The 23,530-nt window shown below is 54.0% G+C and carries 16 protein-coding genes; 6 read left to right on the top strand and 10 right to left on the bottom strand.

The annotated features are described in order from the left end of the window. Positions 1–252: 252 nt before the first annotated feature. From AC2FNE_RS08495 to AC2FNE_RS08470, 6 genes are all read left to right on the top strand, one after another. Positions 253–1,542: a tyrosine-type recombinase/integrase gene (locus AC2FNE_RS08495; protein WP_170607861.1), complete on the top strand. Its 1,290-nt coding sequence runs from the start codon at positions 253–255 to the stop codon at positions 1,540–1,542. Continuing rightward, a complete protein-coding gene (locus AC2FNE_RS08490) occupies positions 1,539–1,988 on the top strand; it encodes a hypothetical protein (protein ID WP_170607863.1) in 450 nt (149 codons plus the stop codon). The genes AC2FNE_RS08495 and AC2FNE_RS08490 overlap by 4 nt, the downstream gene beginning before the upstream one ends. Before the next feature lie 67 nt (positions 1,989–2,055). Then, on the top strand, positions 2,056–2,319 hold the full coding sequence (locus AC2FNE_RS08485) for a helix-turn-helix domain-containing protein (protein WP_170607864.1): 264 nt from the start codon (positions 2,056–2,058) through the stop codon (positions 2,317–2,319). Between the two features lie 213 nt (positions 2,320–2,532). After that, positions 2,533–5,490 (top strand): DUF5906 domain-containing protein, encoded by a 2,958-nt coding sequence (locus AC2FNE_RS08480; protein ID WP_496805169.1) that lies wholly within the window; start codon positions 2,533–2,535, stop codon positions 5,488–5,490. Positions 5,491–5,879: 389 nt separating this feature from the next. Next, positions 5,880–6,584, top strand: a complete 705-nt coding sequence (locus AC2FNE_RS08475) for an IS6 family transposase (RefSeq protein ID WP_170607866.1) — start codon at positions 5,880–5,882, stop codon at positions 6,582–6,584. A 646-nt stretch (positions 6,585–7,230) separates the two neighbouring features. Next, the gene (locus AC2FNE_RS08470; protein WP_170607868.1) at positions 7,231–7,860 is read left to right on the top strand and encodes a hypothetical protein; all 630 of its coding nucleotides are present in this window, start codon (positions 7,231–7,233) and stop codon (positions 7,858–7,860) included. Between the two features lie 68 nt (positions 7,861–7,928). On the opposite strand, the gene urtA is transcribed toward AC2FNE_RS08470, so the two are convergent. The 10 genes from urtA to AC2FNE_RS08420 form a co-directional block, all read right to left on the bottom strand. Next, the gene (gene urtA / locus AC2FNE_RS08465; protein WP_170607902.1) at positions 7,929–9,173 is read right to left on the bottom strand and encodes an urea ABC transporter substrate-binding protein; all 1,245 of its coding nucleotides are present in this window, start codon (positions 9,171–9,173) and stop codon (positions 7,929–7,931) included. A gap of 64 nt (positions 9,174–9,237) precedes the next feature. Continuing rightward, the gene (locus AC2FNE_RS08460) at positions 9,238–10,263 is read right to left on the bottom strand and encodes a pentapeptide repeat-containing protein (protein WP_496772447.1); all 1,026 of its coding nucleotides are present in this window, start codon (positions 10,261–10,263) and stop codon (positions 9,238–9,240) included. Positions 10,264–10,291: 28 nt separating this feature from the next. Continuing rightward, positions 10,292–14,209: a response regulator gene (locus AC2FNE_RS08455; RefSeq protein ID WP_170607872.1), complete on the bottom strand. Its 3,918-nt coding sequence runs from the start codon at positions 14,207–14,209 to the stop codon at positions 10,292–10,294. Positions 14,210–14,222: 13 nt separating this feature from the next. After that, entirely contained in the window at positions 14,223–15,164 is a 942-nt protein-coding gene (locus AC2FNE_RS08450; RefSeq protein WP_170607874.1) for a type IV pili methyl-accepting chemotaxis transducer N-terminal domain-containing protein, read from the bottom strand. Further along, positions 15,161–16,408 (bottom strand): ammonium transporter, encoded by a 1,248-nt coding sequence (locus AC2FNE_RS08445; protein ID WP_170610966.1) that lies wholly within the window; start codon positions 16,406–16,408, stop codon positions 15,161–15,163. Before AC2FNE_RS08445 ends, AC2FNE_RS08450 begins: the two co-directional genes overlap by 4 nt. Positions 16,409–16,484: 76 nt before the next feature. Then, positions 16,485–17,735, bottom strand: coding sequence for an ammonium transporter (locus tag AC2FNE_RS08440; protein WP_496772437.1), 1,251 nt, complete (start codon positions 17,733–17,735; stop codon positions 16,485–16,487). Positions 17,736–17,778: 43 nt separating this feature from the next. Continuing rightward, positions 17,779–18,144, bottom strand: a complete 366-nt coding sequence (locus AC2FNE_RS08435; RefSeq protein WP_085641541.1) for a response regulator — start codon at positions 18,142–18,144, stop codon at positions 17,779–17,781. Between the two features lie 48 nt (positions 18,145–18,192). Beyond that, complete coding sequence (locus AC2FNE_RS08430) at positions 18,193–19,689, bottom strand: response regulator (protein ID WP_170611192.1); 1,497 nt, start codon at positions 19,687–19,689, stop codon at positions 18,193–18,195. Further along, positions 19,686–21,422 carry a hypothetical protein gene (locus AC2FNE_RS08425; protein ID WP_170608932.1) on the bottom strand — a complete coding sequence of 579 codons (1,737 nt, stop codon included), beginning with the start codon at positions 21,420–21,422 and terminating at the stop codon, positions 19,686–19,688. The genes AC2FNE_RS08430 and AC2FNE_RS08425 overlap by 4 nt, the downstream gene beginning before the upstream one ends. Then, positions 21,415–23,406 carry a cyclic nucleotide-binding domain-containing protein gene (locus AC2FNE_RS08420; protein WP_170608934.1) on the bottom strand — a complete coding sequence of 664 codons (1,992 nt, stop codon included), beginning with the start codon at positions 23,404–23,406 and terminating at the stop codon, positions 21,415–21,417. Before AC2FNE_RS08420 ends, AC2FNE_RS08425 begins: the two co-directional genes overlap by 8 nt. Positions 23,407–23,530: the final 124 nt, after the last annotated feature.

Below are 23,530 nucleotides of genomic sequence, written 5' to 3'. Positions count from 1 at the left end.
ATTTTCCTGACAAAATCCTGAAAAAACATAGCACTTAGCGCTCTGCATTCACTGCGACGTGTGATGAGGGGCCTGCTATCAGTGACCCTCGATGACCCGATGTGACCCGTGCAGTATCACACTTCTTCCGTGACTCTTCCGTGACTCGTCCTTGTTAGTGGGGTGTGAATCACTATATTTTGGATAAGGACCCGGCTGCGGTTGCTCCGCCAACTGAGAGTAACGGGACCGCCACAGCAAGGGTATACGGTCATGTCGCGGTCTACATCGGAAATCCGCGCCGAAGTTGCAAGTCTGATTGAACAGGCTATCGCGTTGGGTCCGCGTAAGGAGCTGCGCAATACACTCGTGCGCGCCCTCGAAATCGCCAAAGGCAACGCGCCCAAGGAACTCACACAACTGCATTACGACCGCGTAGGACGCGGCGCGCGTCTGGCCGATCCGGTACGACCGGGCCTCATTATGAAATCCAGCAAAACCGGCCTCAAACGGTGGACCTACCGCACCGAGGTGAACGGCAAACAGCGCGAAATGACCCTCGGCCATTATCCCGAAATGTCGGTTGCTGAGGCGCGCGACAAATGGGCTACTCTGCGCTCCCAGCGCGGCAGAGGAGAGAGACCTGACACCAAGGCCGACATCTCCCTCGAACAACTGGTAGATCACTATACCACTTGGGCTAGCGACAACCTGCGGTCATGGCAGGCCAATGACCGGCTGTTGCGACAACACCTCTTGCCGGGGCGTGAGGCCGTCACCCTCGGCGAACTGGACATAGACCACTTAAGTGCCCCAATCACGGCTATCCAGGCCAAAACACCCCAGCAGGCCCGCAAGTTGCGCTCGGCCATCGCTGGCGTGCTGACGCAGGCCCGCAAGGGAGGGCTATTGCCCAAAGGGTTCGCTATCACCCCGAGCATGTTGCCCGAGGTGGACACGGCCAAACCGCGCACATGGCACCCAGGCACCAAGGATCTACGCGCCTTCTTGGAAGCGACTACCGAAATGGGAGACGTGGGCAAGGCGCTGCGCCTGATCGCCCTGACCGGCGTTCGTTTGCGTGAGGCCGTTGAAATGCGCTGGGACGAGGTGGAGGGCAATCGCTGGACGATCCCGGCGGAACGTATGAAGGCCAACCGGCCCCACGTGGTCATCCTTTCCGACGCCGCCATGGCGGTTTTAAACGCTCAGCGTGACCAGGGCTCGGCGTTCGTGTTTCCATCGGTGAGCGATCCCCAGCGCCCGCGCAGCGCGGACAATGTTAGCCACGCATGGGCGAACAAGCGCGACGCTCTGGGACTGGCTCAACAGTTTACGCTGCATACTTTGCGTAAGGCTTTGTCAACTTGGGTTGCCGAGAGTGGCGGAACGCGTGACATCCGCGACCGACTGACGGCCCACACCGTCGCGACCGGCATTGACGCGCATTACAACCAAGCGGAACTGACCGTGCCGGCCGCCGAGTGGTGGCAACGCTGGGCGGATCACCTCGTCGCCGTTGAGGTTGAGAACGTGGTCCTAATCGGTGAGGGCGGGACATGACTGATAAGAAAACCCTAACTTACTTCAAAACGGAACTGGATCCGGATGGCGTGTACCGTCTCGATCTTTTCGACGTACCGCTGGGCGACGAGGAGGCGTTGCGCGAGGCAGTCGAGGCAATGCAGTTGAACCTGTCAGAGATGACCGACCGGGCCGCGCAGCCGCACCGCGCATCGGCCAAGGCCGCTCAGCGCAAGGCAGAGAAGTTTACTGCGGCATGCGCGATTGTTGATGCGCCTGAAATGGCTGACCTGCCGTGGCCTGACGTGCTGGACAAAGTCAGTGAAACCGTTGACCTTTCGATCCGACTGGAGGAACGCCTGTTGCGATACCGAAAAGCAAGAGAGTTAGGGGCGGATCCGGATACGGCTGCGTGGGCAAGTGAGATAGGCAACTTTCGAAAGTTCAAACAAGTTTTAAAGGCACTTCCGCGGAACCGTCGTTAGCAGTTGTTGCGAGGCGCGAATTCGTGCCCATAATGCGGTGTCATCACTCGAACTGAGAGGTGACGTAATGTCGAAGAAATCCGGACGACGCGCGGTTCCTAGCCGGGAAGCCGCCTATCCACTCCACCCAATGCCTGACTGCACGGTCATTGAAGCGGCGGCGTTGATGCGCTGTTCACCGTCTACAGTGTACCGCCTCATTAACGCCGGTGAAATCACCGCCTACAAACGCGGCGAGCGCACAATCATTGAGGGCGAAAGCATCGTCTCAATGAAAGAACGCAACCGCATCAAGCGGGATGAAACGTGGTCAGTTAATGATGTCGCGTAACTTTTACTTTGCTCATCGCATCCAGGGCTCGCTGAAGCCTGCTTGCGGATCAGGGCCGGAGTCAAAGTCTGAGTGAGCGGTTCGTGCTGTTAACTCGGAAATCCAGGAACTGAAAGTAACGTTTTCCGTGACTAGCAGGTCATGGAGCCTGTGAATAATGCGAAGTCAAAGGATTAACAATCCCGCGCGCCCAATTATAGGAGGGACGCCGCTATGGCACCCAAGGACATCAAAAAACAAATGGATGCACACGAATACCTGAAAGACCAATTCGCTGGCGACCATAACGGCCCCGACGCTCTGGTCGTGCTGCGTCGACTGGGTGACAAACCCGCGAATAAGATTTTTGACGCGGATGATAATGGCGACGTCACGAAACAGGCCGCAGGCAACGCCGCGAGCTATCAGGGCCTTCAAATCCCGGTGCCGGATCAAGAGGCAATGGTGACGGTGCTTGAAGCAGTAGGAAATGATCCGCAAGCGTGTCTGATCCTCGGCCGCTTTGTCGATGCCCCCGCCCACCCGTTCTTAGTTTTGAGCTCCAAAGCAATGGAGGACTTTGGTGGAACAGATGACGGCTGGTGTGAAAAAAACGAGGCCTTGGCCATATGCCGAAAGAAAAATAATATGCGACCAACATCATGGCTGCTGATTGACCGAGATTTCACGGACGAACAGCCCGATGAACTGACGTTCCACGATACCGATGAGTGGTGGCAGGCTATGTGTCGTATCGCTCCGGGTCTGGAAACTGCCGGGCGTATCGATCTGCCGTCCTCCTCTTCGCGCATTATTAACGCGGACGGCAAGCCTCTGTTCACGTCGCCGTCCAGCCATCACTACGTGCAACTGAAAGACCCCAACGACCTCGGGCGCCTCGGCCCGGCCATGTTGGCGCAGGCCATGCTTATGGGCTTGGGCTTCCGGCGTCGCTGGGGCGACTACGGGCGTTGCTGGTCTATCTACGACCCCACAACATTTTCATGGGAGCGGCTCAGCTTTGAGGGCGCTCCCGTGACCTATGCCGAGGACACCGCAATCGTTCCGCCACAGATTACTGTCGGCGCAAAGGGCGGTCGCTTCGATAGCAGCACTGTCGAAACGCCAGAGGACGAGGCCCGGACTAAGCTGGCCCAAGAACACAAACTTACCATCTCGACTCGAAATGGCTATTCCGGAGTACCGCGCGTTCATGTGCTGGAGGATCATGAAGCGTTGGGCTTGGACACGGAAATCGCCGTGCAGATTGATGGCAGAGAACAGGCGCTGAAGTTGCAGGACATCTGGCTGTACCTGAGCGGAACGAACCCAGAGGCTAAGCTGCGCGCTCAAGCGCCGTTTCGGCCATCGGAAAGCTGGGCGGCGTTTGTCCGGCTGGGTCCGAGCGACGGGGTTCCGTTTGTCTACGATGTCGGTCCGCATGTAAAGTTTTGCCTGCGTGAGCGAGATCAAGCGGGACCACCGGTCGACGACTTCTTGGACCGACTGGAGGAGGCCGAAGGCGAGGAGGCGGTGCGATGGGTGCAAGCGTCGGCGCGGGCCATCGGTCGACACAAGACGACGGGAGCTTTGACAGACATAGCCGAGTTGCGCTTGCTAGAGGCGAGCGAGGGCGTCTTAGCTGGTACAAAGGCCGATCGGCGCAAGAGGATAGAAAAGTGGATCAAGGCGACTGCTTCAAGGGATCCGGAAACTGGCGTCGAATGGCCTTGGATGGACGAGGCACTGACCCGTATGAACGAACGCTATGGAGTAGTGATGGCGGGTGGTAAGACGGTGGTTCTTGAAGAGGTGAAGAACGACCTGAGCGACTGGACAACCGCCATGAGGATACCTCGCGAAATCGAACAGTACATGGCGAACAAAATGGCCAAGGTGCCGGACGGACAAGGCGGTTACTCGCTCGAAAATGTATTCAAGACGTGGATGTGCTGGCAGCACCGAAACACGTTCGACCGAGTTGTGTTCGAGCCAAGTGTATCATTTCGCCCGCAGGCGCCACGCAAGATACAGCAGGGCGGTAACTACAATCTCTGGATGGGATACACCGTCGAACCCGTCTCCGGCGGTTCTGCAGCGCTAAAGACGGTATTGGACCACGTGTATAGCGTTTGGTGCAGTAGCGAAGAAGAGAAGTTCGAATTCGTAATGGATTGGATGGCGGCGGTGTTCCAGCACCCTGACCGAGTGAATTTGCCCGCACTAGTTCTCAAATCTACGGAGGGTGTTGGCAAGGGCATCATCGTGGATGGCCTTCTCATGAAAATCCTGGGGATACACGGCTTTGTCGTTTCAAAAAGCGAGGACTTCACAGGCCGGTTTAACGCGCACATGAGTACCAGTGTACTGGTTAGCCTGAATGAGGCAGTTTGGGGCGGCAAGAAGGACGTGGCGGGACAGTACAAAGCGCTGCTCACCGACGAATACCGAAAACTGGAGTACAAGTTCCTCGACGCGATGCAGGTGCGCAACTACACCAAGGCTATACTTAGCACCAACGAGGACTGGTTCGCTCCTCTAGGGTTGCAGGATCGCCGCCACGCCGTTCTCGAGTGCAACGACTGCCGGACGGGCGATACGGAGTATTTCCGCGCATTGCGGAAAGCTGTTGAAGACTGTCGCGGCCACTTCCTGCACGAGATGCTAACTCGGGAAATTGACTTTGACACGCTGCGCAACCCGCCGAAATGGGAGAGCAGCGCTGCTGAAGAGGCGACGTTCCTAACCGCCAACAGTGTGGCGGCTTGGCTCTATGACTTCTTGTCCACCGGCGAGAGTATGACCGATAAGCACGCGACATACGGTTGTCATGAGCCGGACGACAAAACACTCGGCGTGTATGTCGACAAGGACTTGGATCGTATCGTGTTGCGCATAGACGAGGACGGGCCCGTCTACATTCCCAAAACCCTCGTGATAGCCGCATACGAGCGTTGGTGCCGGCGGCACAGGCGATACGAGTACCCGGTAGGTGAGGCGCAATTCGGTCGACGTATGAACGAACTGCTGGGTGACGCTGTCGAGACCAATAAGAAAAAGCGTATTGGAGAGCGGACGGGCAGCGGTCAGAAACGTGAAGAGGTGCGTGTTACCAAGTTCGCCCGACTTTCAAACCTGCGGACGGCGTTCGGCAAGAGCATAGAACAGCCGATTAAGTGGGTGGACACCTAATTGGCCGTGGCGTGCGTGAGCGTCCGACGGATTGGTTCTTGCCCGGCGCAGTACCTGTCTCACAATTTTATTAGCTTTGTCAGTTAGTTAATAATCTTTGAGACAGGCGAGACAGGCAAGACAAGCAAAAAATGAACCTCACGCGCGAGGAGGAATGCGTTTCAATAGGGCATAGATAGAAAAATCCTCTGTATGATGAATTTCGAGTCTTCCCTGCCTCCTGCCGCATGACACGGTAGGGGTCACTGCGGGTTTGTCGGGGTCTGTCACACCCGTCGCACAAAATCTCAGACCCGTCGCAGTTCTGATGCGAACACAGGAGCCTGCATGTGGGCAGTGTCAGAGCAAACCAGCTTGAGCGGGGCAGGGCGGTTCCGTAACTTCCCTTCATGAGCAAACCTGACCCATTCCGCTATTTCAAAACGAGCCGTGAGATCATCCGCCTGGCAGTCATGCTGTACGGGCGGTTTCCTCTTTCTCTTCGAAATGTGGAAGACCTGCTCCATGAGCGCGGCATCGATGTCAGCCATGAAGCGGTGAGATATTGGTGGCACAGGTTTAGCCCGCTGTTCGCATCCGAGATCCGCAAGCGCTGGATCGAAGGCATGAAGTCGAGCAAGTGGCGCTGGCACCTGGACGAGATGTTCGTGAAGATCAACGGTGAGCGGCATTACCTATGGCGCGCTGTTGATCATGAAGGCGAGGTTTTGGAAAGCTTCGTGACGAAGACACGCGACAAGAAGGCTGCGTTGAAATTCTTAAAGAAAGCAATACGTAAGCATGGTTGCCCAGATGTATTCGTGACAGATCTGCTGCGTTCTTATGGAGCGGCATTAAAGGATATCGGTTTGGCCAAAAGGCAGGAAACCGGTCGCTGGCTGAACAATCGAGCAGAGAATTCGCACCAGCCATTTCGACGACGGGAGAGGGCGATGCTTCGTTTCCGGCGTATGCGAAGTTTGCAGAAATTCGCCGCTGTTCACGCCTCGATTTACAACCTCTTCAACTCGGAACGCAGCCTCTACACCAGACCAAATTTCAAACTCAACCGTGCCGCTGCTCTTGCTGAGTGGCGCGGCCTAGGCGCGGAATAACAGACAGTCTCACTGTCCTTTTGGAGACCGGTTCGAATTAGTCTGACACCACCCTTCCGGCAGGGTTGGGCTCTTCGCCCCAGTCTTCGTATTCGGCACAGTAGGTCCTGCTCATGCACCACACCCCTGGACAGCCCGGTAGGCTCTTTCGAAACTTTTGTGCGGTGCTAGACACCGCGGTTTCTCCGTTGATGCGCAAGCAGGACCCTCTGGGTCGCTCACGCAGGATCAGGGTGACCTGATCTGCGAACGGCGCTGTCGCAGCCGTTCGACCCGTCGTTCGAAAGCCAAATCTGGCAATGATCGGCGGGTGAAAAAGAGATGGGATTGCAATCGGTCAAACGCAAGGAAAAAATTCCAAACATATAAATGGCTTATACAGAATGTGTGATGTTTTTGATTTGTTCTCAATTTGCTGGGTGGGAACTGTCAATGTCCGAAAAGCCATCTGTGATGCCGCGTTAGTCTCTACTGGGCAACGGGTTCAGCCCGGAGGCCTAGGTCAGGCAGAGCTTGTCGCTGGTTTCCTCAGCGTGCCACATGAGTTATCAAACAAAATAGTCCCGTCGCAGGACTACCATCTTGCCACTCGCAAAAAATGGGAGTGATTCAGTCAGATCAGGTTCCCGAGGAGGGCCACTAGCGTATGAGAAATGTCATCAGAATTGGCGTTTTGTCCCAACCAGAGCTTCCCAAGCAGCTTGAGCCCATGATTGAAGCCATATTTCGGGAGCAGTTCAGAAAATTACTCTCAATCGTCGGGCCAAAAAACTTAGCTTTGGTCAGTTCAGTCGAATGTAAGGTTCGTGAGTTAGCTTGTATTTCTGCTGTTGAGGAGGGTTTGACTCTCGAACTTGAGCCGTTTGAAACACCTAGAGAGGGTAGTGAAGAGGAGGCTGAAATTATGGCCAAGATACACGCTATTCTAGAAAAACAGCCAAGTACAACTGAATTAGAAGAGCGCATTCCGGAGATGGCGCTGGCTAAATTTTGTGACATAATGTTTCTTGTTTTTGATAAATCAGCCCCGGATCAGTCGTCCAGATTGGAAGAGTTAAATAGACTCTTTTTTGCGAATAAAGCGAAGGATACAAGATTGGAGAAACTAATAATCGATGTGAATTGCCCAAAGCGTTGGAGCGCCGACGCTGATGGCGAGGTCTACTTCGATTATGTCACGCGAGCATCAGGGCAGCTTGGTGTATCCTCCGAAGTTGAGATTCCAAATCAATTGATAAAGGAATGGAAAGATACAGTTTCCGCTACGCCTCACTAGGAACACTACATACAATCCGAAAAAAGGCTATGAGAGTGGTCGCTTGGGCGCTACATGATTGCCAACGGCTAATAATCTGACCGGATCTGAACACAGGTCTCTGCGTCAGTTCTGTACATCCCGCAACCAAGGTCTTTCCAATCCGAGATAAGAACGGCGGATTCAGGCAGATAGTCCGTCCATGCATCGCCAGGGATTTCCTCGGTTTGGCTGATGATATCGAACTGCCCATCAGCCTGGATTTTGCCAATCAGAACAGGCTTGGAAAGGTGGTGGTTCGGCAGCATCACGGCTGTTCCGCCTGTCAGGTTCGGAAACTCCTGCCCGTACATAGCGTTCCGCACAGCATCCACATTAGTGGTGCCAGCTGAAGTTACGGCATTGATCCACATATTGAATCCAATGTAGTGCGCCTCCATCGGATCGTTGGTCACGCGCTCTTCGCCCATGCGCTCCTTCCACGCCGCCACCCAGGCTTCGTTGGCTTCGGCTTCGGCAGTCTGGAAGTAGTTCCAAGCCGCAAGGTGACCGACCAGGTTCGACGTGTCGAGGCCAGAGAGCTCTTCTTCGCCGACCGAGAAGGCAACTACTGGAATGTCATCGGCAGAAACACCTGCAGCCGCCAGCTCTTTGTAAAAGCCCACATTGGCGTCCCCGTTAATCGTCGAGATTACACCGACTTTCTTGCCGTCGGCGCCCAAGGCAACAACATCGGCAACAATCTTGGACCAGTCGGAGTGGCCGAAGGGCGTGTAGTTCACGAAGATATCGTCAGAGGCGATACCCTGCTGCTGCAGATAGCTTTCGAGGATGTTGTTCGTTGTCCGCGGATATACATAGTCGGTTCCCAGAAGCACGAATTTCTCAACTTCCAGTTCTTCCAAGAAGTAATCTGTGGCCGGGATCGCCTGCTGGTTCGGCGCGGCGCCGGTGTAGAAGACGTTCTTCGACGACTCCTCGCCCTCGTACTGCACCGGGTAGAAGAGAAGGCCGTTAAGCTCCTCGATGACCGGCAGGACCGATTTCCGCGACACCGAAGTCCAGCTTCCGAAAAGGACGTCGACCTTGTGCACTGTCAACAGTTTACGTGCCTTTTCGGCAAAGAGCGGCCAGTCTGACGCCGGATCGACGACTACAGCTTCGAGCTCGCAGCCCAGAACGCCGCCGGCCTCATTTTGGATATCGATGAGCATTTCCATCGTATCCTTAAGAGTGGTTTCCGAGATCGCCATCGTTCCGGACAGCGAGTGCAGTACGCCAACCTTGATCGTACAGTCTTGGGCTGCGACGGGAGAGGACAAGCCAATCAACATGGCAGCAAATCTACCAAAGCGATTGCGCTTGAACGTCTTGCTCCAGATTAATCGCAGCATACTGCTAGCTCCGTCGAGCAATTGTGTTTGCAATGATCGAGAGAAGAAGGCCAAGAGTAAAATATCCCAAAACCACTTCACTGATCACGAGGATTTCTCCATAGACATTTTCAGCAGTCACATCGCCATAGCCCAGCGTCGTATATGTAACCAACGAGACGTAGAAGGGTGTAAACCAGCTTTGCGCCGAGTTGGAATAATCCATCATCCCCCACCCCAGCCACATATCAAAAGAATAAATAATCCCGTACAGCGAAGCGAGAAGTAGTGCGTAAACTCCCACTTTTAGTAGGCTACGGCCGTGATCAAAAAGACCCCACGCCTTGAACAACACGAGCTCCGCGGACTTAGTAAATCCGCTTGGCATATTCGAAATGGAAGCTTCCAGGGTGTCTATGTAATCTTGATCTCTGGCGTCTCGTACAAAAAGCGCGTTACCGTAAACCGAGTCAAGGCCGCGAATCCCGAGATAGCATCCGCTCATATCTCTTAGGCTCCCATAGACCACGCCGGTCACATTGGCCCCTTCAACTCGTGCTGTGCAGAGTGACGCGCAAGAGATATTTGCATTTTCTAGACAGGTATCTCGAAGGTCGGCATTTTCTAGGTTTGCATTACTAAGGTCTGCGCCAGTGAGATCCGCCCCCACAAGATTTGCGCCACGCAAGTCTGCGCCAGAAAGATCAGCTTGCGTCAAGTCGGCGCCCTCAAGGTTCGCAGCTGTCAAGGTGGCTGCGGCAAGTTTCGCCTTGTAAAGTCCAGCGCGTGAAAGATCCGCCCCTGAAAGCTCCGCGCGATCCATCTTTGCGTGCTTTAAGTTTGCAGATGATAGTCTGGCTTCGAAGAGGTCTGTGCCGGTGAGGTCAAATCCTGAAAGGTTGCGTTCCGCTAGGTCCGCCTCGGAAAGGTCGGCCCCGGCGAAGACGGCAGAAATATCATGGTGACTTGAGAGGAAAAGCTCCCAGTTCGTTATTTCACCTTTAAGTGCCTGTAATGCCTCATCAAGCCCAGGAGCCTGTTTTCCAGCCATTTCTTTCAAATCAAGAATCCCTTACGCTTTATCGATGAACCAGCGAGAGTATTTCTTCCAATACGCCCTCCACATCTCCGCCAGACTTTTGCACGACATCGGTAACACTAGTCTGTAGGCGTTTGTGGTCTTCGGTGTTCAGTTCCATCGCTGTAACAATAATTATTGGGCAATTGGCTGAGAGGTGTTCGCTTGATCTGAGGCGCTCGAGAAACTCAAAGCCGTCCATGACCGGCATCATAAGATCAAGCAGAATAAGTTCGAATTCATGTTTTTCTGTTTTTCCAAGTGCTATTTTTCCATTCTCCGCTTCATCGACTTTCCAGCCGTCGCCTTGAAGCGTGCGCACAATAGTTTCGCGGGCAGCCGGATCGTCTTCAACGACAAGTACTGTCTTTTGACCTTTCGACGCATACTTTTTGACAAGCCCCGACAGCTTGCCTCGGTCAACAGGTTTTTGAAGGGATTCAACGGCACCAAGTGAATAGCTCATGGCCTTGTCTCCAACCATCGAAATCATGACTACCGGAATATCCTTGAGATTGTTGTCAGCCTTCAGCTTACGAAGCACTGTCCATCCGTCCATTCCAGGCATCATGACGTCGAGTGTTATGAGAGAAGGGTGGTGCTTCGCCGCAAGTTCAAGGCCTTCACCGCCACTCTTGGCTAAAAGAACTGTACAACCCTCCGCTTCCAGGCGTTTCTTGAGCAGCTCTCGAGCTGATGCCTCATCATCAATGACAAGGACCGTGTTCAGAGATGATGCCTCTTCAATTGGTTGATTTAAAGAGGTTTTTGTGTCCGGGCCCGATGAATAATCCTCGGGCGTTGCATCCGAAATGCTCGCCTCCTCTTCAAGACCTGCATGCTTCTTTTTGGCTTTCTTCGGCAGCGTGACGATAAAACTCGAACCCTTTCCAACAGTACTTTCGACACGGATGCTGCCACCCATCATTTCGCAGAATCTTTTCACGAGCGCGAGCCCCAGGCCGGTTCCGCCATAGTCACGCGTGGTAGATTCATCCGCCTGAGAAAACTCCGAGAAGATATGCTCAATTTTGTCTTCAGGAATGCCGATTCCTGTATCGGCAACAGCAAACTGAATTGCAGGTTCATTCGATATGGAGGCCGCGTTTGCGGAAAGAGTAATCTTTCCTTCCTTTGCGAACTTCGCTGCGTTGGAGATCAGATTGAAGAGAATCTGACGAATTTTCGTTACATCGCCGTGCATGGTGCCTAAATCCTGATCGATATCCAGAATGAGTTCATTGGCATTCTTTTCGATAAGGCTGAGTGCTGTACTGGCAACGTCTTCGGCAATGTCCTTGACGGCGATATCTTCAAGGAAAAGCTCCATTTTTCCAGCTTCGATCTTGGAGAGGTCGAGAACGTCGTTGATCAGGGACAATAGATGCTTGCCAGCGTTGGTGATCTTGTTCAGATCGCCGAGCATCTCTTCCAGCCCGTCATCTTCAGCATCCTCAGCCAACATCTCTGAGTATCCAATGATCGCATTCATCGGTGTGCGAAGTTCATGGCTCATATTTGCAAGGAACGCGCTCTTGGCCTCATTGGCTCGTTCGGCCTGCTCGCGCGCCTCCTCGGCTTGCCGTTCAAGTTCAAGGCGTTCAGTTATGTCCTCAACAAGCCCGATATAGAAGATTTCATCTCCGACTTGAACTTCTTCAACCCGCGCTTCCAGTTTAAATACCGACCCATCTTTTCGAACGGCGTTGACGATCCGACTTTGACCAACGACCGTTGACGACGCGCCATGAATACGGCGTTCGAGATAAAGGTCGTGCTCAACGGCCACGTGTGTTTCCATCAGGATCTTGATGTTCTTTCCAATGACGTCCGACGCGTAGTAACCAAATATCTGCTCAGCAGCCGAGCTGAATGTCTCAATGGTCCCTGTTCTGTTGATCGAAACGATACCAATGGGACTGGCTTCAATAATCTTCGATATTCTCTGCTCACTGAACGCGAGATCGCTTTGTATCTTCTTCAGGTTTTCATTCTGCGTGAGGAGCTCGGCCTCATTGCGCTTAATTGTGGTGATATCCGTGACGACCCCGACCAGTCCTCCGCCGCTGATTGGCGTCGTCCTGATTTCAATCGTTCGACCTGCCGCGGTACTTAGGACAACGTTCGACGAGTGACCCTCGGCGAGAGCTTCCAACCGTGTACGAATTAGCTGTTCAGTATCTCCGGGCCCGTAGTCACCGTTTTCAGCGTGCCAGCGAATGACCTCCTCTTCAGGCTGTCCTGGTTCGACCAGACGTGGCGGTAGAGCAAACATTTCGGTGTAACGCTCATTTGCCAGGACATAATTCATGTCGGCATCGAGCATGTAGATGCCGTTCGACATGTTCGACAAGGCAAGCTGAAGCTGAGCCGATGCTTCGTCTAGTTCGGTCGTTCGTGCAGCCACGGTTGTTTCCAAGTTCGACTTTTGGTTTTCAACTTCCTCAAGAGACTGAATGATCGATAGGCGTAACGCTTCGAAATTCTGCGCGAGGTCGCCGATCTCGTCGCTTGTCTGCACCTCAATGGGCTCGTCCAATTCACCAGCAGTTAATCTCGCGGCGCTGCCAGACAGTAATCTAAGCGGTCGTGTAAGCGAAATTGAAAATAGATAGGAAGCATAGATTGCGATGGCCAGAACTATCGAGGCAACCAAGATCAGTCGGTCAATCAGTTGGTCCGCATCGCGCAGGGCTTCTTCGCGATCGATCTCGCTCATAATGACCCAATCTAGTCCCGACAACTCAAGCGGACGATAAGAGGACAAGACCTCGACATTTCTGTAGTCGGGAAAGATTTCTGTTCCGGTGCTTCCTGCGAGAGCTGCCCGCGTTCCAATAGTGTCGACCTCTTGCAGGCCGACCGAACTGTTGGTGCGCTCAATCTGGTCTAAGGTCGAGCTCGAACTGCCAACCTCTTCGATCAACTTCAGATATTCTTCGCGATCTTCGATCAGGAATCTTGACTGATTGCGCAAGAGCTTGTCACGGCCAACAAGATATGTTTCGCCAGATTTACCCAAACCAACATCGCTCCATGCCTCGTTGGAAGTCATGATCGCGTTGATCCCGCTGAGAGGAAGTTGTACGGCAAGCACCCCAATTGGAATTGGCCCATCGTAAACGGGCAGAGCGGCGAAAGCCGCCGGTGCATCGAATGAAGGGACATACGGTTCGAAATCGGCGAAAATGACTTGACCAGGTCTGGCAGCCATCGCTGCCGTTACTGCTCGTGCGAGGTTCGTGTTTGAATGCGGGCCGTCGAATAGGCTCGTGCCAAAATCAATTTCACGTTCAACGGAGTACACGATGCGCCCATCATCAGGCTCGATCAGAAAGACGTCGTAAAAACCGAATTCGTTTTGAAATTCGCTTAATGGCTGATCCAATCTTGAAAATGCAGACCCAAAATATGTTTCAAACTGCGCCTCATTCACAAGTCGTGGATCAACAATGTACTGGTTCTGAAGAAATGCCGCCAAGGGATCATTTGGCAACAAGCTATCAATGACCGCGTCGTCGGCGCGGGTTCCTGTTTCCGCCTCATACCGCCCACGAAAGTCCTCAAGATAGAATTGAATCAGATCGTCTTGATATTCTTGCGCTACAAGATCTTCGGATGTTTTCAGATAAACTATCCCTCGCCGAAGTTGTTGAAGAAGATCTTTTAACGACGCACTTTGCGAAAGAAACGTGAGCTCATTCTCGACTTGCGAAAAATAGCCTTCAATTTGCTGCGCCTTAAGTTCGCGGACGGCTGTCAGTCTTTCGAACGCCGCACGCTTCAGGGCTTCGTTTGACGAGTATCCAGCCAATACGGCCGCGATACAGACAGCAGCCATGGATATGACTATGCTGATTGCCGCCAGCTTGGTGCCGATCGTCAACCCCAGCCGTGGTGTTTGCCTTTCAGTCGTCATATCTGGGTTCCCTTCATTCGGCGGCCTCTTCATAAAGCAGGACGATTTCGTTCATCCTCGTGAGAAGTTCTTCTACTCTTTCGTTGAGATGCAGGTTATGTTCTGCTGACCCTTCTTCTGTGATCCGTTTGGCCGTTGAGATGCGCTCCTTTAGCGCAGCCCAGTCAACTCGAACTGAGTTGAGACGTTCAATGATCGGCTGTGATTTTGCGCCTTGCAGCGCTTCGGGGGTTACCCGGTTCAGAATATTCAGCGATAGGCTTAACCTGTTCATGGTTCTGAAAAGTTCCTGGCGAGTGTCACCTGATATCGCGGAACTCCGCGTCAGGCACGACAGCAAAACCAATCTTTGAGTGAACATGCGCTGTCGACCCGAGATATTGATGAGCATTGCCATCTGCTCGGATAGCTCTGCGCTTTTGTAGACCCTCTCGATCAGGTTGACCGCGGCATCCATTTCGGTAAGGGCAGGACCGTTGAGGTCCGAAATCGCCTGAAGATGCTCTTGCTCGACGCGTCGGCGCTCGATTGCATCACGTATGGTCTGACCATACGGGGCAAAGGCATTGTTCGCTCGTGTCAGCGCACTCAAAACCGAGGCATTGGTTTCCGGCTCAAGTCCGAGCTCTTCGTCTCCGTCCTTCAGCCCAGCTTCGGCTGTCTGATGAAGCGCCAGTGTCTCTGCAGCAGCCGCTAGAAGTGGGGCTGGATCGGGGTTCTGATAGGCAAGACAGACAAACTTTCCGGCTCGCTGGATCAGCATCCGCTGGCGGCCTGACAAGTTGATTCTGCGGGGCCCATCAGAACGCTCCGCTTGCGCGAGGAGATCCGTCGGATTTACAAAAAGCATCGAGGCAAAGATGCCCCCACCCATGAGCATCGCTCGGCGCTTGAAGAGGTTCTGGGAAGCCTCCATTCCACCATTTCCCGTTTTGTTGGCAGAGTTCTTGTTCATGGCCGTGTTCCAACGGGCGTTGATATTGAAGCTTGCAGCTCGCTCTCATGATGAATCCCAAGCTCTGCGATATTGAGCCCTGCGATCTCTTCCTCTTCGGTTACCCTGAACCGGAAAACCGCGTTACCAGCCGAGAATACGAGAAGGGCCACTCCGAAGGTCCAGATGCCATAGACAAGCACGCCCAGACCTTGAACACCGATCTGTTCGAGGCGGCTCAGCCCTGTGCCAAGGGTTTCGAGATCGCCGTAGAGGCCAGTCGCCAGAGTGCCCCATATCCCGGCCCCCAGGTGCACAGGGATTGCTCCGACCGCATCGTCGATCTTCAGGGTTTCGAGGATCTGGCTGAAGAAGACGACAATCATGCCACCAACCAGGCCAATCAGGGCGGCGGACCCTGTCGAGACGGCGAAACAGTTCGCGGTAACCGCAACAAGTCCGCCTAGTGCGCCATTGATGAACTGATCCACGTCGAGCCGCTGATTGACCGCGTAGCGAAGCCCCCCGGCCGAGATAGCACCGACACATCCTCCGACGACCGTGTTGATGAGAATAGAAGGTACAGTTTCGTCCAGCACCAATGTGCTTCCGCCATTGAAGCCCAGCCAGCCGATGAAGAGAAGAAGAGCCCCAAGTGTGGCGGTGGGCATGTTCGAAGGGGTGATAGTGTGGGCGCCAGAGCCGTCATCAAAGCGCCCCAAGCGCGGGCCCACAATCAAGACGAGCGCGAGGCCCGCCCAACCCCCAACGCTGTGAACCACCGTCGACCCGGCAAAATCCACAAAACCCAACTCTGCAAGCCAGCCTGACCCCTCGGACAATCGCCCAGCCCAGCTCCAGTGCCCTGCAATCGGGTAGAGGAACCCCGATACGATCACAGCGACAAAAAGATAGGCCCCGAACTTCATCCGCTCGGCGACAATCCCCGAGAGGATCGTGACCGACGTCGCGCATAACATCACCTGGAACAAGAAGAAGACAGCAAGAGACGGGGAGGCCTTTGCAAAGTCGAGGGAGAACAGATCCGATCCGATCCACCCTTGATAGCTCAGACCATACATCAGTCCGAAGCCCAGGAACCAGAACGTCAGAGCCGAAACACAGAAGTCACAGAAGTTCTTGATGGCGACGTTGATATTATTTTTCGACCGGGTCATTCCGGTTTCGAGGCAAAGAAAGCCCGCTTGCATTAAGAACAATAGCGTAGTGGCGATGGCCACCCAAAGCAGATCAATGCCCTCCATCAATCGATCCTCTTCTGGAAAAAGCGAGGGCCTTGCAACCGCTTTACATTCGCGAAATCTCGAGCCTTAAGAAGTTTCATCTAGGGCTCTCCAAGAAATGTCTTTCTACAATCGGCAACTCACTTTCGTGCTGCATCCCATGTTCTGAGATATTGAGCCCTGCGATCTCTTCCTCTTCGGTTACCCTGAACCGGAAAACCGCGTTACCAGCCGAGAATACGAGAAGGGCCACTCCGAAGGTCCAGATGCCATAGACAAGCACGCCCAGACCTTGAACACCGATCTGTTCGAGGCGGCTCAGCCCTGTGCCAAGGGTTTCGAGATCGCCGTAGAGGCCAGTCGCCAGAGTGCCCCATATCCCGGCCCCCAGGTGCACAGGGATTGCTCCGACCGCATCGTCGATCTTCAGGGTTTCGAGGATCTGGCTGAAGAAGACGACAATCATGCCACCAACCAGGCCAATCAGGGCGGCGGACCCTGTCGAGACGGCGAAACAGTTCGCGGTAACCGCAACAAGTCCGCCTAGTGCGCCATTGATGAACTGATCCACGTCGAGCCGCTGATTGACCGCGTAGCGAAGCCCCCCGGCCGAGATAGCACCGACACATCCTCCGACGACCGTGTTGATGAGAATAGAAGGTACAGTTTCGTCCAGCACCAATGTGCTTCCGCCATTGAAGCCCAGCCAGCCGATGAAGAGAAGAAGAGCCCCAAGTGTGGCGGTGGGCATGTTCGAAGGGGTGATAGTGTGGGCGCCAGAGCCGTCATCAAAGCGCCCCAAGCGCGGGCCCACAATCAAGACGAGCGCGAGGCCCGCCCAACCCCCAACGCTGTGAACCACCGTCGACCCGGCAAAATCCACAAAACCCAACTCTGCAAGCCAGCCCGATCCACCTGTGCCGTCAAGGCCAGCCCAGCTCCAGTGCCCTGCAATCGGGTAGAGGAACCCCGATACGATCACAGCGACGAAGAGATAGGCCCCGAACTTCATCCGCTCGGCGACAATCCCCGAGAGGATCGTGACCGCGGCACCACAAAACATCACCTGGAATAAGAAGAAGACAGCAAGAGACGGGGAGGCCTTTGCAAAGTCGAGGGAGAACAGATCCGATCCGATCCACCCTTGATAGCTCAGCCCAAACATAAGCCCAAAGCCGAGCGTCCAGAATACAAGCGTAGACAGACAGAAATCCGCGAGGTTCTTGATCGCGACGTTGATGCTATTTTTTGAGCGCGTCATCCCACTCTCTAGGCACAAGAAACCACCCTGCATCAAAAAGACCAGGGCACTGGCAAAAATGACCCAGAGCAGATCGACGTCCGCCATCAGGCAACCAACCAGAGCTTGCGCCTATGAGAACCTTGCCTCGTCACGCGTTCAGCCACCCTTCAATCTTTTCTAGAAGTCGCTTTATGTCGACTGGCTTGGTGTCGTAGTCGTCGCAGCCAGCACCCAGAGCCTTGTCGCGATCACCAGCCATAGCATGTGCAGTCAGCGCGATAACCGGAATGCTCTTTGTTTGGTCGCTGGCTTTGAGGTGGCGTGCTGCGTCCCAGCCATCCATCACCGGAAGGCTCATATCGAGCAGAATAATGTCGGGACTTTCCTCTGAGGCCATCTCGACACCGCGCTGGCCGTCAAACGCCATGACGACGTCGTAGCCCTTCTTCTTGAGCCTGCGAGACAGCATGTCTCGGTTCATCTCATTGTCTTCAACCAGAAGAATTTTTGCCATCTTGTCTTCCCTTCCTTTTCTTCTTCACCGGATCATCGGAACGACGCCTCAGGCGGCGTCTGTTCGCGCCGACGTATCTTCTGCTAGCCGAGCCTCAACGAGTTTTCGCAGATGCATCTCGAGCATCGTGTCGAGCTGTTCCTCGGTTTCAAACATATGAAAGGCTCCGATATAGGAGCCGTCTTCGCCAATAAGCCAGCGATCGAGATACTGGCTGAGCTTGTCGATCTGGTCGAGCCTGTCGAGAACCACGTCACGATCCTCGAGCGACAACGTTGGTGCCCCCTGTTTTCGGTAGAGTAGCATCTCCGGAGAGCCTTGCTGCTTGAAACCGCTTAGGGCGTCCTCGAATTCGAATGCCGTACCAGACTCATATCGGGTTCCGTCGGGTCTCAGGATCGTATCGGGCAGAGGTGAGCCGATGCGAGACCAAAGGATACCAACGTAGATTTCCGTCTCATGCGGTGGGTGGATCTGAGCCTGGAAGGTCTCAGAAGCCAGCATGGGCTCCTCTTCCCAGAGGATTGGGATCAAATAGGCACGTCCAAAAAACTCCTCGTTGAGACGCCCAATCACAGTCTTTGCCACTCGCCGCTCAGGAATGACGTCGCCTGGTGAGGATATAAAAATCCGGAACTGCCTTGATATGTTCTGACGCAGGCGCACCTTTTCGAGGCATGCGCTGATCCGAGCTTGAAGCAGGATTGGATTGAAAGGCTTGAAGATGTAGTCTTCTGCACCTTGTAGGATACATTCGACCATCATCCCGATATCATCAGATGCAGATAACATGATGACTGGGATTGTGCGCAGGCGAGATGACGACTTCATTCGTTGCAGGGTCTCAAGACCCGACAGGCCGGGCATCATGTAGTCGAGCAGGACGAGATCAAATCGCTCAGTTTCAAGTAGGGCAAGAGCCTCCTCACCGCTGGAAACTACCCGTGCGGAGTAGCCCATGCGTTTTACGCGCCGCTTGAGCAATTCTCGGTTGGAAATGTCATCGTCGACGACCAGAATTTCTCCGCCTTGGCCGATTTCGCTGGTGATAACCTGAGTGTTCTGCTCAGTAGTGGGTATGTTTTTTTTCTTTGGACTAGTTTCTTTATAGGCGCTTTTTTCAAGTAGACGCTGCGGGATCGCTTCAACCAATTTCAAAGCAGCCCGGCCCGCTCCAGAAATTTTTTCAATATCAGAGATAAACTCGTTTTCGTCGAGGTCTGTCGCCTCCTCGAAGATCATTTCCGAATAGCCGTTTATGTGGTTGAGTTGCATTCGAAACTGAAACTGAGCCTCGCTTACATTGACTTCTTCAGGCGACGCCGTCGTGGCTCCCAAGAAATCTTCTATAAGAGCAAGCATTTTTTGGCCTGCATTCTGGATGGCTTGCAGGTCTCCCGAAAATGTCTTCAGGAGATCAGGCGGTAGATCCTCCTCAATCATCTCGGCGTAGCCGATGATATGGCCTACCGGTGTGCGAATGTCGTGGCGCAACTTGGACAGTTGTGCTTTGAAAGCGCTGCTATCCTCCACTTTCTTCATCATCCTGCTGATGGCGGCTCATGTTCGCGGTGGTAGCGGTGCGTGCTCCACTGGACTACGTCCATGAGCGAGCGTTCGGCTAAATCCGCGATCACATCCTGGGCATAGATAGGATCGGAAATCGCTTCGAGACGCCGCTCTGCAAGTTCGAACAGCTCTCCCTGATTTGCGTACTGCCAGAGCAGTTCACGCGTCGCCATCTTCGTTTGGTAGATTTCCCATATTGCAAGCCAAAGCGGCAAAAGCCCCATGAGGAAGACGACAAGGGTCTTGCCATCGAGGTCGCCGATATGGAAACCGTAGAGTGACTTCTTGAAGAAGAGCAGCGAGACGGCACCGAGAAACGCTGCGAGAAACAGGAATTTCTTTACTGTTTCGAGACGCTCGTGCTCACCGTGTAACTGGTGATGCTTTCGCGCAAAATATGCCGCTTGATCCTTGACCCATCTTTCTGATGCCGCCGCAACCCGTTCTTTCGCAGGCACAGTGCTTTCGTAGGTCAAAGGTTCTGTGCATCGGATTGCATCGCCAATCCATCCGAAGCCCTTGAAACGCTCAATACTGGTCAGTCGGAAAAGCCGCCGCGTCTGGCCTGTTGCACCACCTCCAGACAATACGAGGAAAAATCGGATGCGGAGTGCCTCGGCCAGCGCACGGAAGGCGAGGTGACGTCCAAACCAGCCGCGCTTCGAGCCAATGGCGAAAAGTATGAAACCTCCCGCAAACAGAGCTACATAAGCGATGAGAAACAGTTTCAATGCGGCAATCTTCGCATAGAGCAGAAATGTCAGCCCCATCAGGGCGGCCATGAGGCCGAAGAGCTTAAAGAGACGATCCGATTGACGCTGATTTGCGAGGGCAAGTTGATCCGCACGGACGAAATCCACGTCAATTGATGATGTGACTTCTGATACCTTGATGTCATCGGGGGTCGAGATCGGATAAGCGGTCAAATCGGTGCCGATAGCTGTATCACGTTCGATGGCATACTGGTCAAACTCGCTCCAGCGCTCCAGTACGAAGTCAGGGAATTGCGGCAGGCGACAGATTAGGCCGGTAGCACCTGCCTGTACCAGATAGCTAGTCTGCACGTCGCCGTGCTCAACTTCACTCGCCTGCCTAGGCGTTTCAATCCAAATTGCGAGGTCCGATTGATCATCGGCCAACCCGGCGTCACCAACCGCTTCGAGTTTGCGGGCCTGCCGTGCCTGCGGCTCTGAACCAGAGAGGTAGCGAACGACAACGTCGGAAGATCCGCCAGTCAGACCCGTCACCTCTCCATCCCAAAGAGCAACTAGGACATTCGAACGCCTGACAAGGTAATCCATGAGCCGCGCGTAGAGGGCATCACGAGACGCGCCCTCTTTGCAGTCGTCCTCCCTAGTCCCGTGAGGGAGTGGTAACTCCTGCACTTTGACGCGTGCGTCCTCCAATAGTCTGATTAGGTTGGAATGGGCTTCGCCGTCAAAGTCAGCCTCGTAGAGCGCGCGGGGCATCGGCAGAACCGCGCGCACGGGCAATCCGATCTCAAGCGCAACCTCGGTGGCGAGCGTATCGGCGCCCTGAGCCAATCCAGTGACAAGTTCAACCGGAAGGGCTTCAAACCGCTCCCGCATAGCCTCGAGCTCATTTTTTAGCGCCGCGCGTATGTCAGCAATGGCTTCAGGATGAATGACACGGTGCCCTGTAAGACCAATGGTGAAGACAAACCCTGATTTTGCCACTCCCTCACCCATTCAGCTCTCCCTCGACGTTTAGTGCCCATTTTGGCGCCTCCAGTCCGAGTCGTTTCGAGATGTCCACAAGCGCTTCGCATTCCTTCTGGGTCGGCGTTCCGTGAACGCCTGTCATTCCGACGGCAATCGCATGGGCGATTTGTGATCCGCCTTTCATCTCGCTTGCCCGGTCGAGCATCGCGAAAACTCGCCCATCTCGCACCAGAACATCTTCTGAGGCCGTAAACTCACGAAACAGCTCCAACCCGTGATCCAAATCCATGTGTCTTAGCAAGTCCGCCTCCGCCATAGTTCGCCGGAGAAACAGTTCCTCATCCTCATCCACGTCGCCTCGGCAAGCCGCGATGATGGCAGCACCTGCCATTGTCGACTTCAATACATCTTCGTGGCGAACCTTGGATGACAGAAGGCTCATGAAGTGATGCAATGCCGGACGTTCCAGCAATTCTCCCACGTTCTGTCGTAGCTCTTCCGAAAGCTTGCGGCGTTCTTCAGCATGCAGAGCTGCTAGAAGTTCTTTGTGAGCAACCTTGGCATCCTCTTCGCGTTGCGGAGCACGCTGCGCGAGTGCGTCTTGTAGTTTGAGTTGGATTTCAGGGCTGTCGGATATCAAGCTTCGGATTGCGTCCTCGGGAAGATGTGCGACAACTGAATATTGTTCCGCCTGTGCTAGGTAAATTCGAGGTGTGTCATTCAGGAAGCTTTGCAGACCAAATATCTCGCCACTCGGGCAATTCTCCACTTTGACCTCGTTCACTCCATCATCTTCCAAGCGCTGATAAAGCGCGACATTGCCGCTAAGGACGAAATAGAGCCCATCTGATGGCCCGCCCGGCTCATAGAAGCAAGCCGGTGGATTGAGCGTCAGAATTCTGGCGGCATCGGCCAAATGAGCCAGATTTCCCTTAGTGCATTCCGAGAAGATTTCTGATTTTCCGAACTGGTCGGCGAGCTTGTCTTTCCCGAAATCAGCGGCGCTGCTCTGGTCGAGTTTCTCCCATTCGTCGCCGGTTCCAAGCCAATGGCGGTTGATCGCGATGCGCAGCCGTTGCTTCCTCATGGCACTCCAGATGGCCATGACCATTTCATTTTGGGCATCCCACCAATGATCATCATCATCGAAATGCCAGCGAACTCTCACTTCAATCCCCTCACTCGTATATCCGAGCAAGTTGAAATCAGGTTTCGGGTCGCGGCGAACGAATCTCGAATTTTCGAGTTCCTTCGCGACAGCGCGAATGGCGAGCTCTGGAGGCGATGACAGCTCCAAAGTGAAAGTGAGGTAGTATCGAAAACGACTGGTAGGTTCACTGAAGTTCAGGATAGTTCGGTCAGCGACGCCACTGTTGGGAAAGATGTAGAGAGAGTTGGTATGTGGGTTCTTGACAGAGATCGAACGCCAGTTGATTTCGTGAACTTGACCATACACTCCGTCGATTTCGACGTAGTCACCTAGACGCAAGGCCTGAGTCGCATTAAGAGCAACGCCAGAGAAAACTTCCTTAAGTGTCGATTGCGCCGCAAACCCAAGCACAAGGGCCGCCACGCCCGATGTTGCCAGCAGACCTCCGACCGGCTCATCGTAGACGAAGTGCATCACCAGCAAGATGGCTGCAAGATAGATCGCAACCCCGACGCTTCCGGTGACAATAACAGGGACTTTCCTCTGACCGTGATCTGAGAGTAGACCATCCCAAAAAACGACGCGAACTACGCCGTTCACTAAAAAGGCGACGCCGATAGCCGTAGCTGCAAGAACCGCTTTCTCTAAAGGTGCGACAAGCGACTCAGCTCCTATGAAGCGAAGCCCGGGGCCGATCGTGAAATCGAGAAACACCAGAAAGCCAATGAGTTCCGCTGATGCTCGGATGCGGTGAACGCGCCCGGACACATAGACTGTCGCGATCCTCACCAACAAAAGGGTGGAGCAGGCTAGGAGGCCGAACAGACCCAAGGCAGAGATAACTTGTTGTAATGTATCCACTTTTTTGCCCCCCCCGAGTATATGTTGATTATTGAATTTGAGTATGTAACGGTTTTGTGAGGGGTGTCAATTTGCTGAAGGCTTTCGTGGAGAGCGGGCAGGTCGACTCAAAACGCTACGGAGA

The organism is Ruegeria sp. YKSD179, assembly GCF_059612885.1.
This window is presented reverse-complemented; position numbering and strand designations above follow the sequence as displayed.

Excerpts from the sequence above, each read along its gene's own strand:
- AC2FNE_RS08475 (WP_170607866.1), top strand. The coding sequence starts at position 5,880 with ATGAGCAAACCTGACCCATTCCGCTATTTCAAAACGAGCCGTGAGATC.
- AC2FNE_RS08440 (WP_496772437.1), bottom strand. The coding sequence starts at position 17,735 with ATGGCGGACGTCGATCTGCTCTGGGTCATTTTTGCCAGTGCCCTGGTC.
- AC2FNE_RS08485 (WP_170607864.1), top strand. The coding sequence starts at position 2,056 with ATGTCGAAGAAATCCGGACGACGCGCGGTTCCTAGCCGGGAAGCCGCC.
- urtA (WP_170607902.1), bottom strand. The coding sequence starts at position 9,173 with ATGTTGATTGGCTTGTCCTCTCCCGTCGCAGCCCAAGACTGTACGATC.
- AC2FNE_RS08455 (WP_170607872.1), bottom strand. The coding sequence starts at position 14,209 with ATGACGACTGAAAGGCAAACACCACGGCTGGGGTTGACGATCGGCACC.
- AC2FNE_RS08435 (WP_085641541.1), bottom strand. The coding sequence starts at position 18,144 with ATGGCAAAAATTCTTCTGGTTGAAGACAATGAGATGAACCGAGACATG.
- AC2FNE_RS08445 (WP_170610966.1), bottom strand. The coding sequence starts at position 16,408 with ATGGAGGGCATTGATCTGCTTTGGGTGGCCATCGCCACTACGCTATTG.
- AC2FNE_RS08425 (WP_170608932.1), bottom strand. The coding sequence starts at position 21,422 with ATGGGTGAGGGAGTGGCAAAATCAGGGTTTGTCTTCACCATTGGTCTT.
- AC2FNE_RS08470 (WP_170607868.1), top strand. The coding sequence starts at position 7,231 with ATGAGAAATGTCATCAGAATTGGCGTTTTGTCCCAACCAGAGCTTCCC.
- AC2FNE_RS08430 (WP_170611192.1), bottom strand. The coding sequence starts at position 19,689 with ATGATGAAGAAAGTGGAGGATAGCAGCGCTTTCAAAGCACAACTGTCC.
- AC2FNE_RS08450 (WP_170607874.1), bottom strand. The coding sequence starts at position 15,164 with ATGAACAAGAACTCTGCCAACAAAACGGGAAATGGTGGAATGGAGGCT.
- AC2FNE_RS08495 (WP_170607861.1), top strand. The coding sequence starts at position 253 with ATGTCGCGGTCTACATCGGAAATCCGCGCCGAAGTTGCAAGTCTGATT.
- AC2FNE_RS08490 (WP_170607863.1), top strand. The coding sequence starts at position 1,539 with ATGACTGATAAGAAAACCCTAACTTACTTCAAAACGGAACTGGATCCG.
- AC2FNE_RS08460 (WP_496772447.1), bottom strand. The coding sequence starts at position 10,263 with ATGGCTGGAAAACAGGCTCCTGGGCTTGATGAGGCATTACAGGCACTT.
- AC2FNE_RS08480 (WP_496805169.1), top strand. The coding sequence starts at position 2,533 with ATGGCACCCAAGGACATCAAAAAACAAATGGATGCACACGAATACCTG.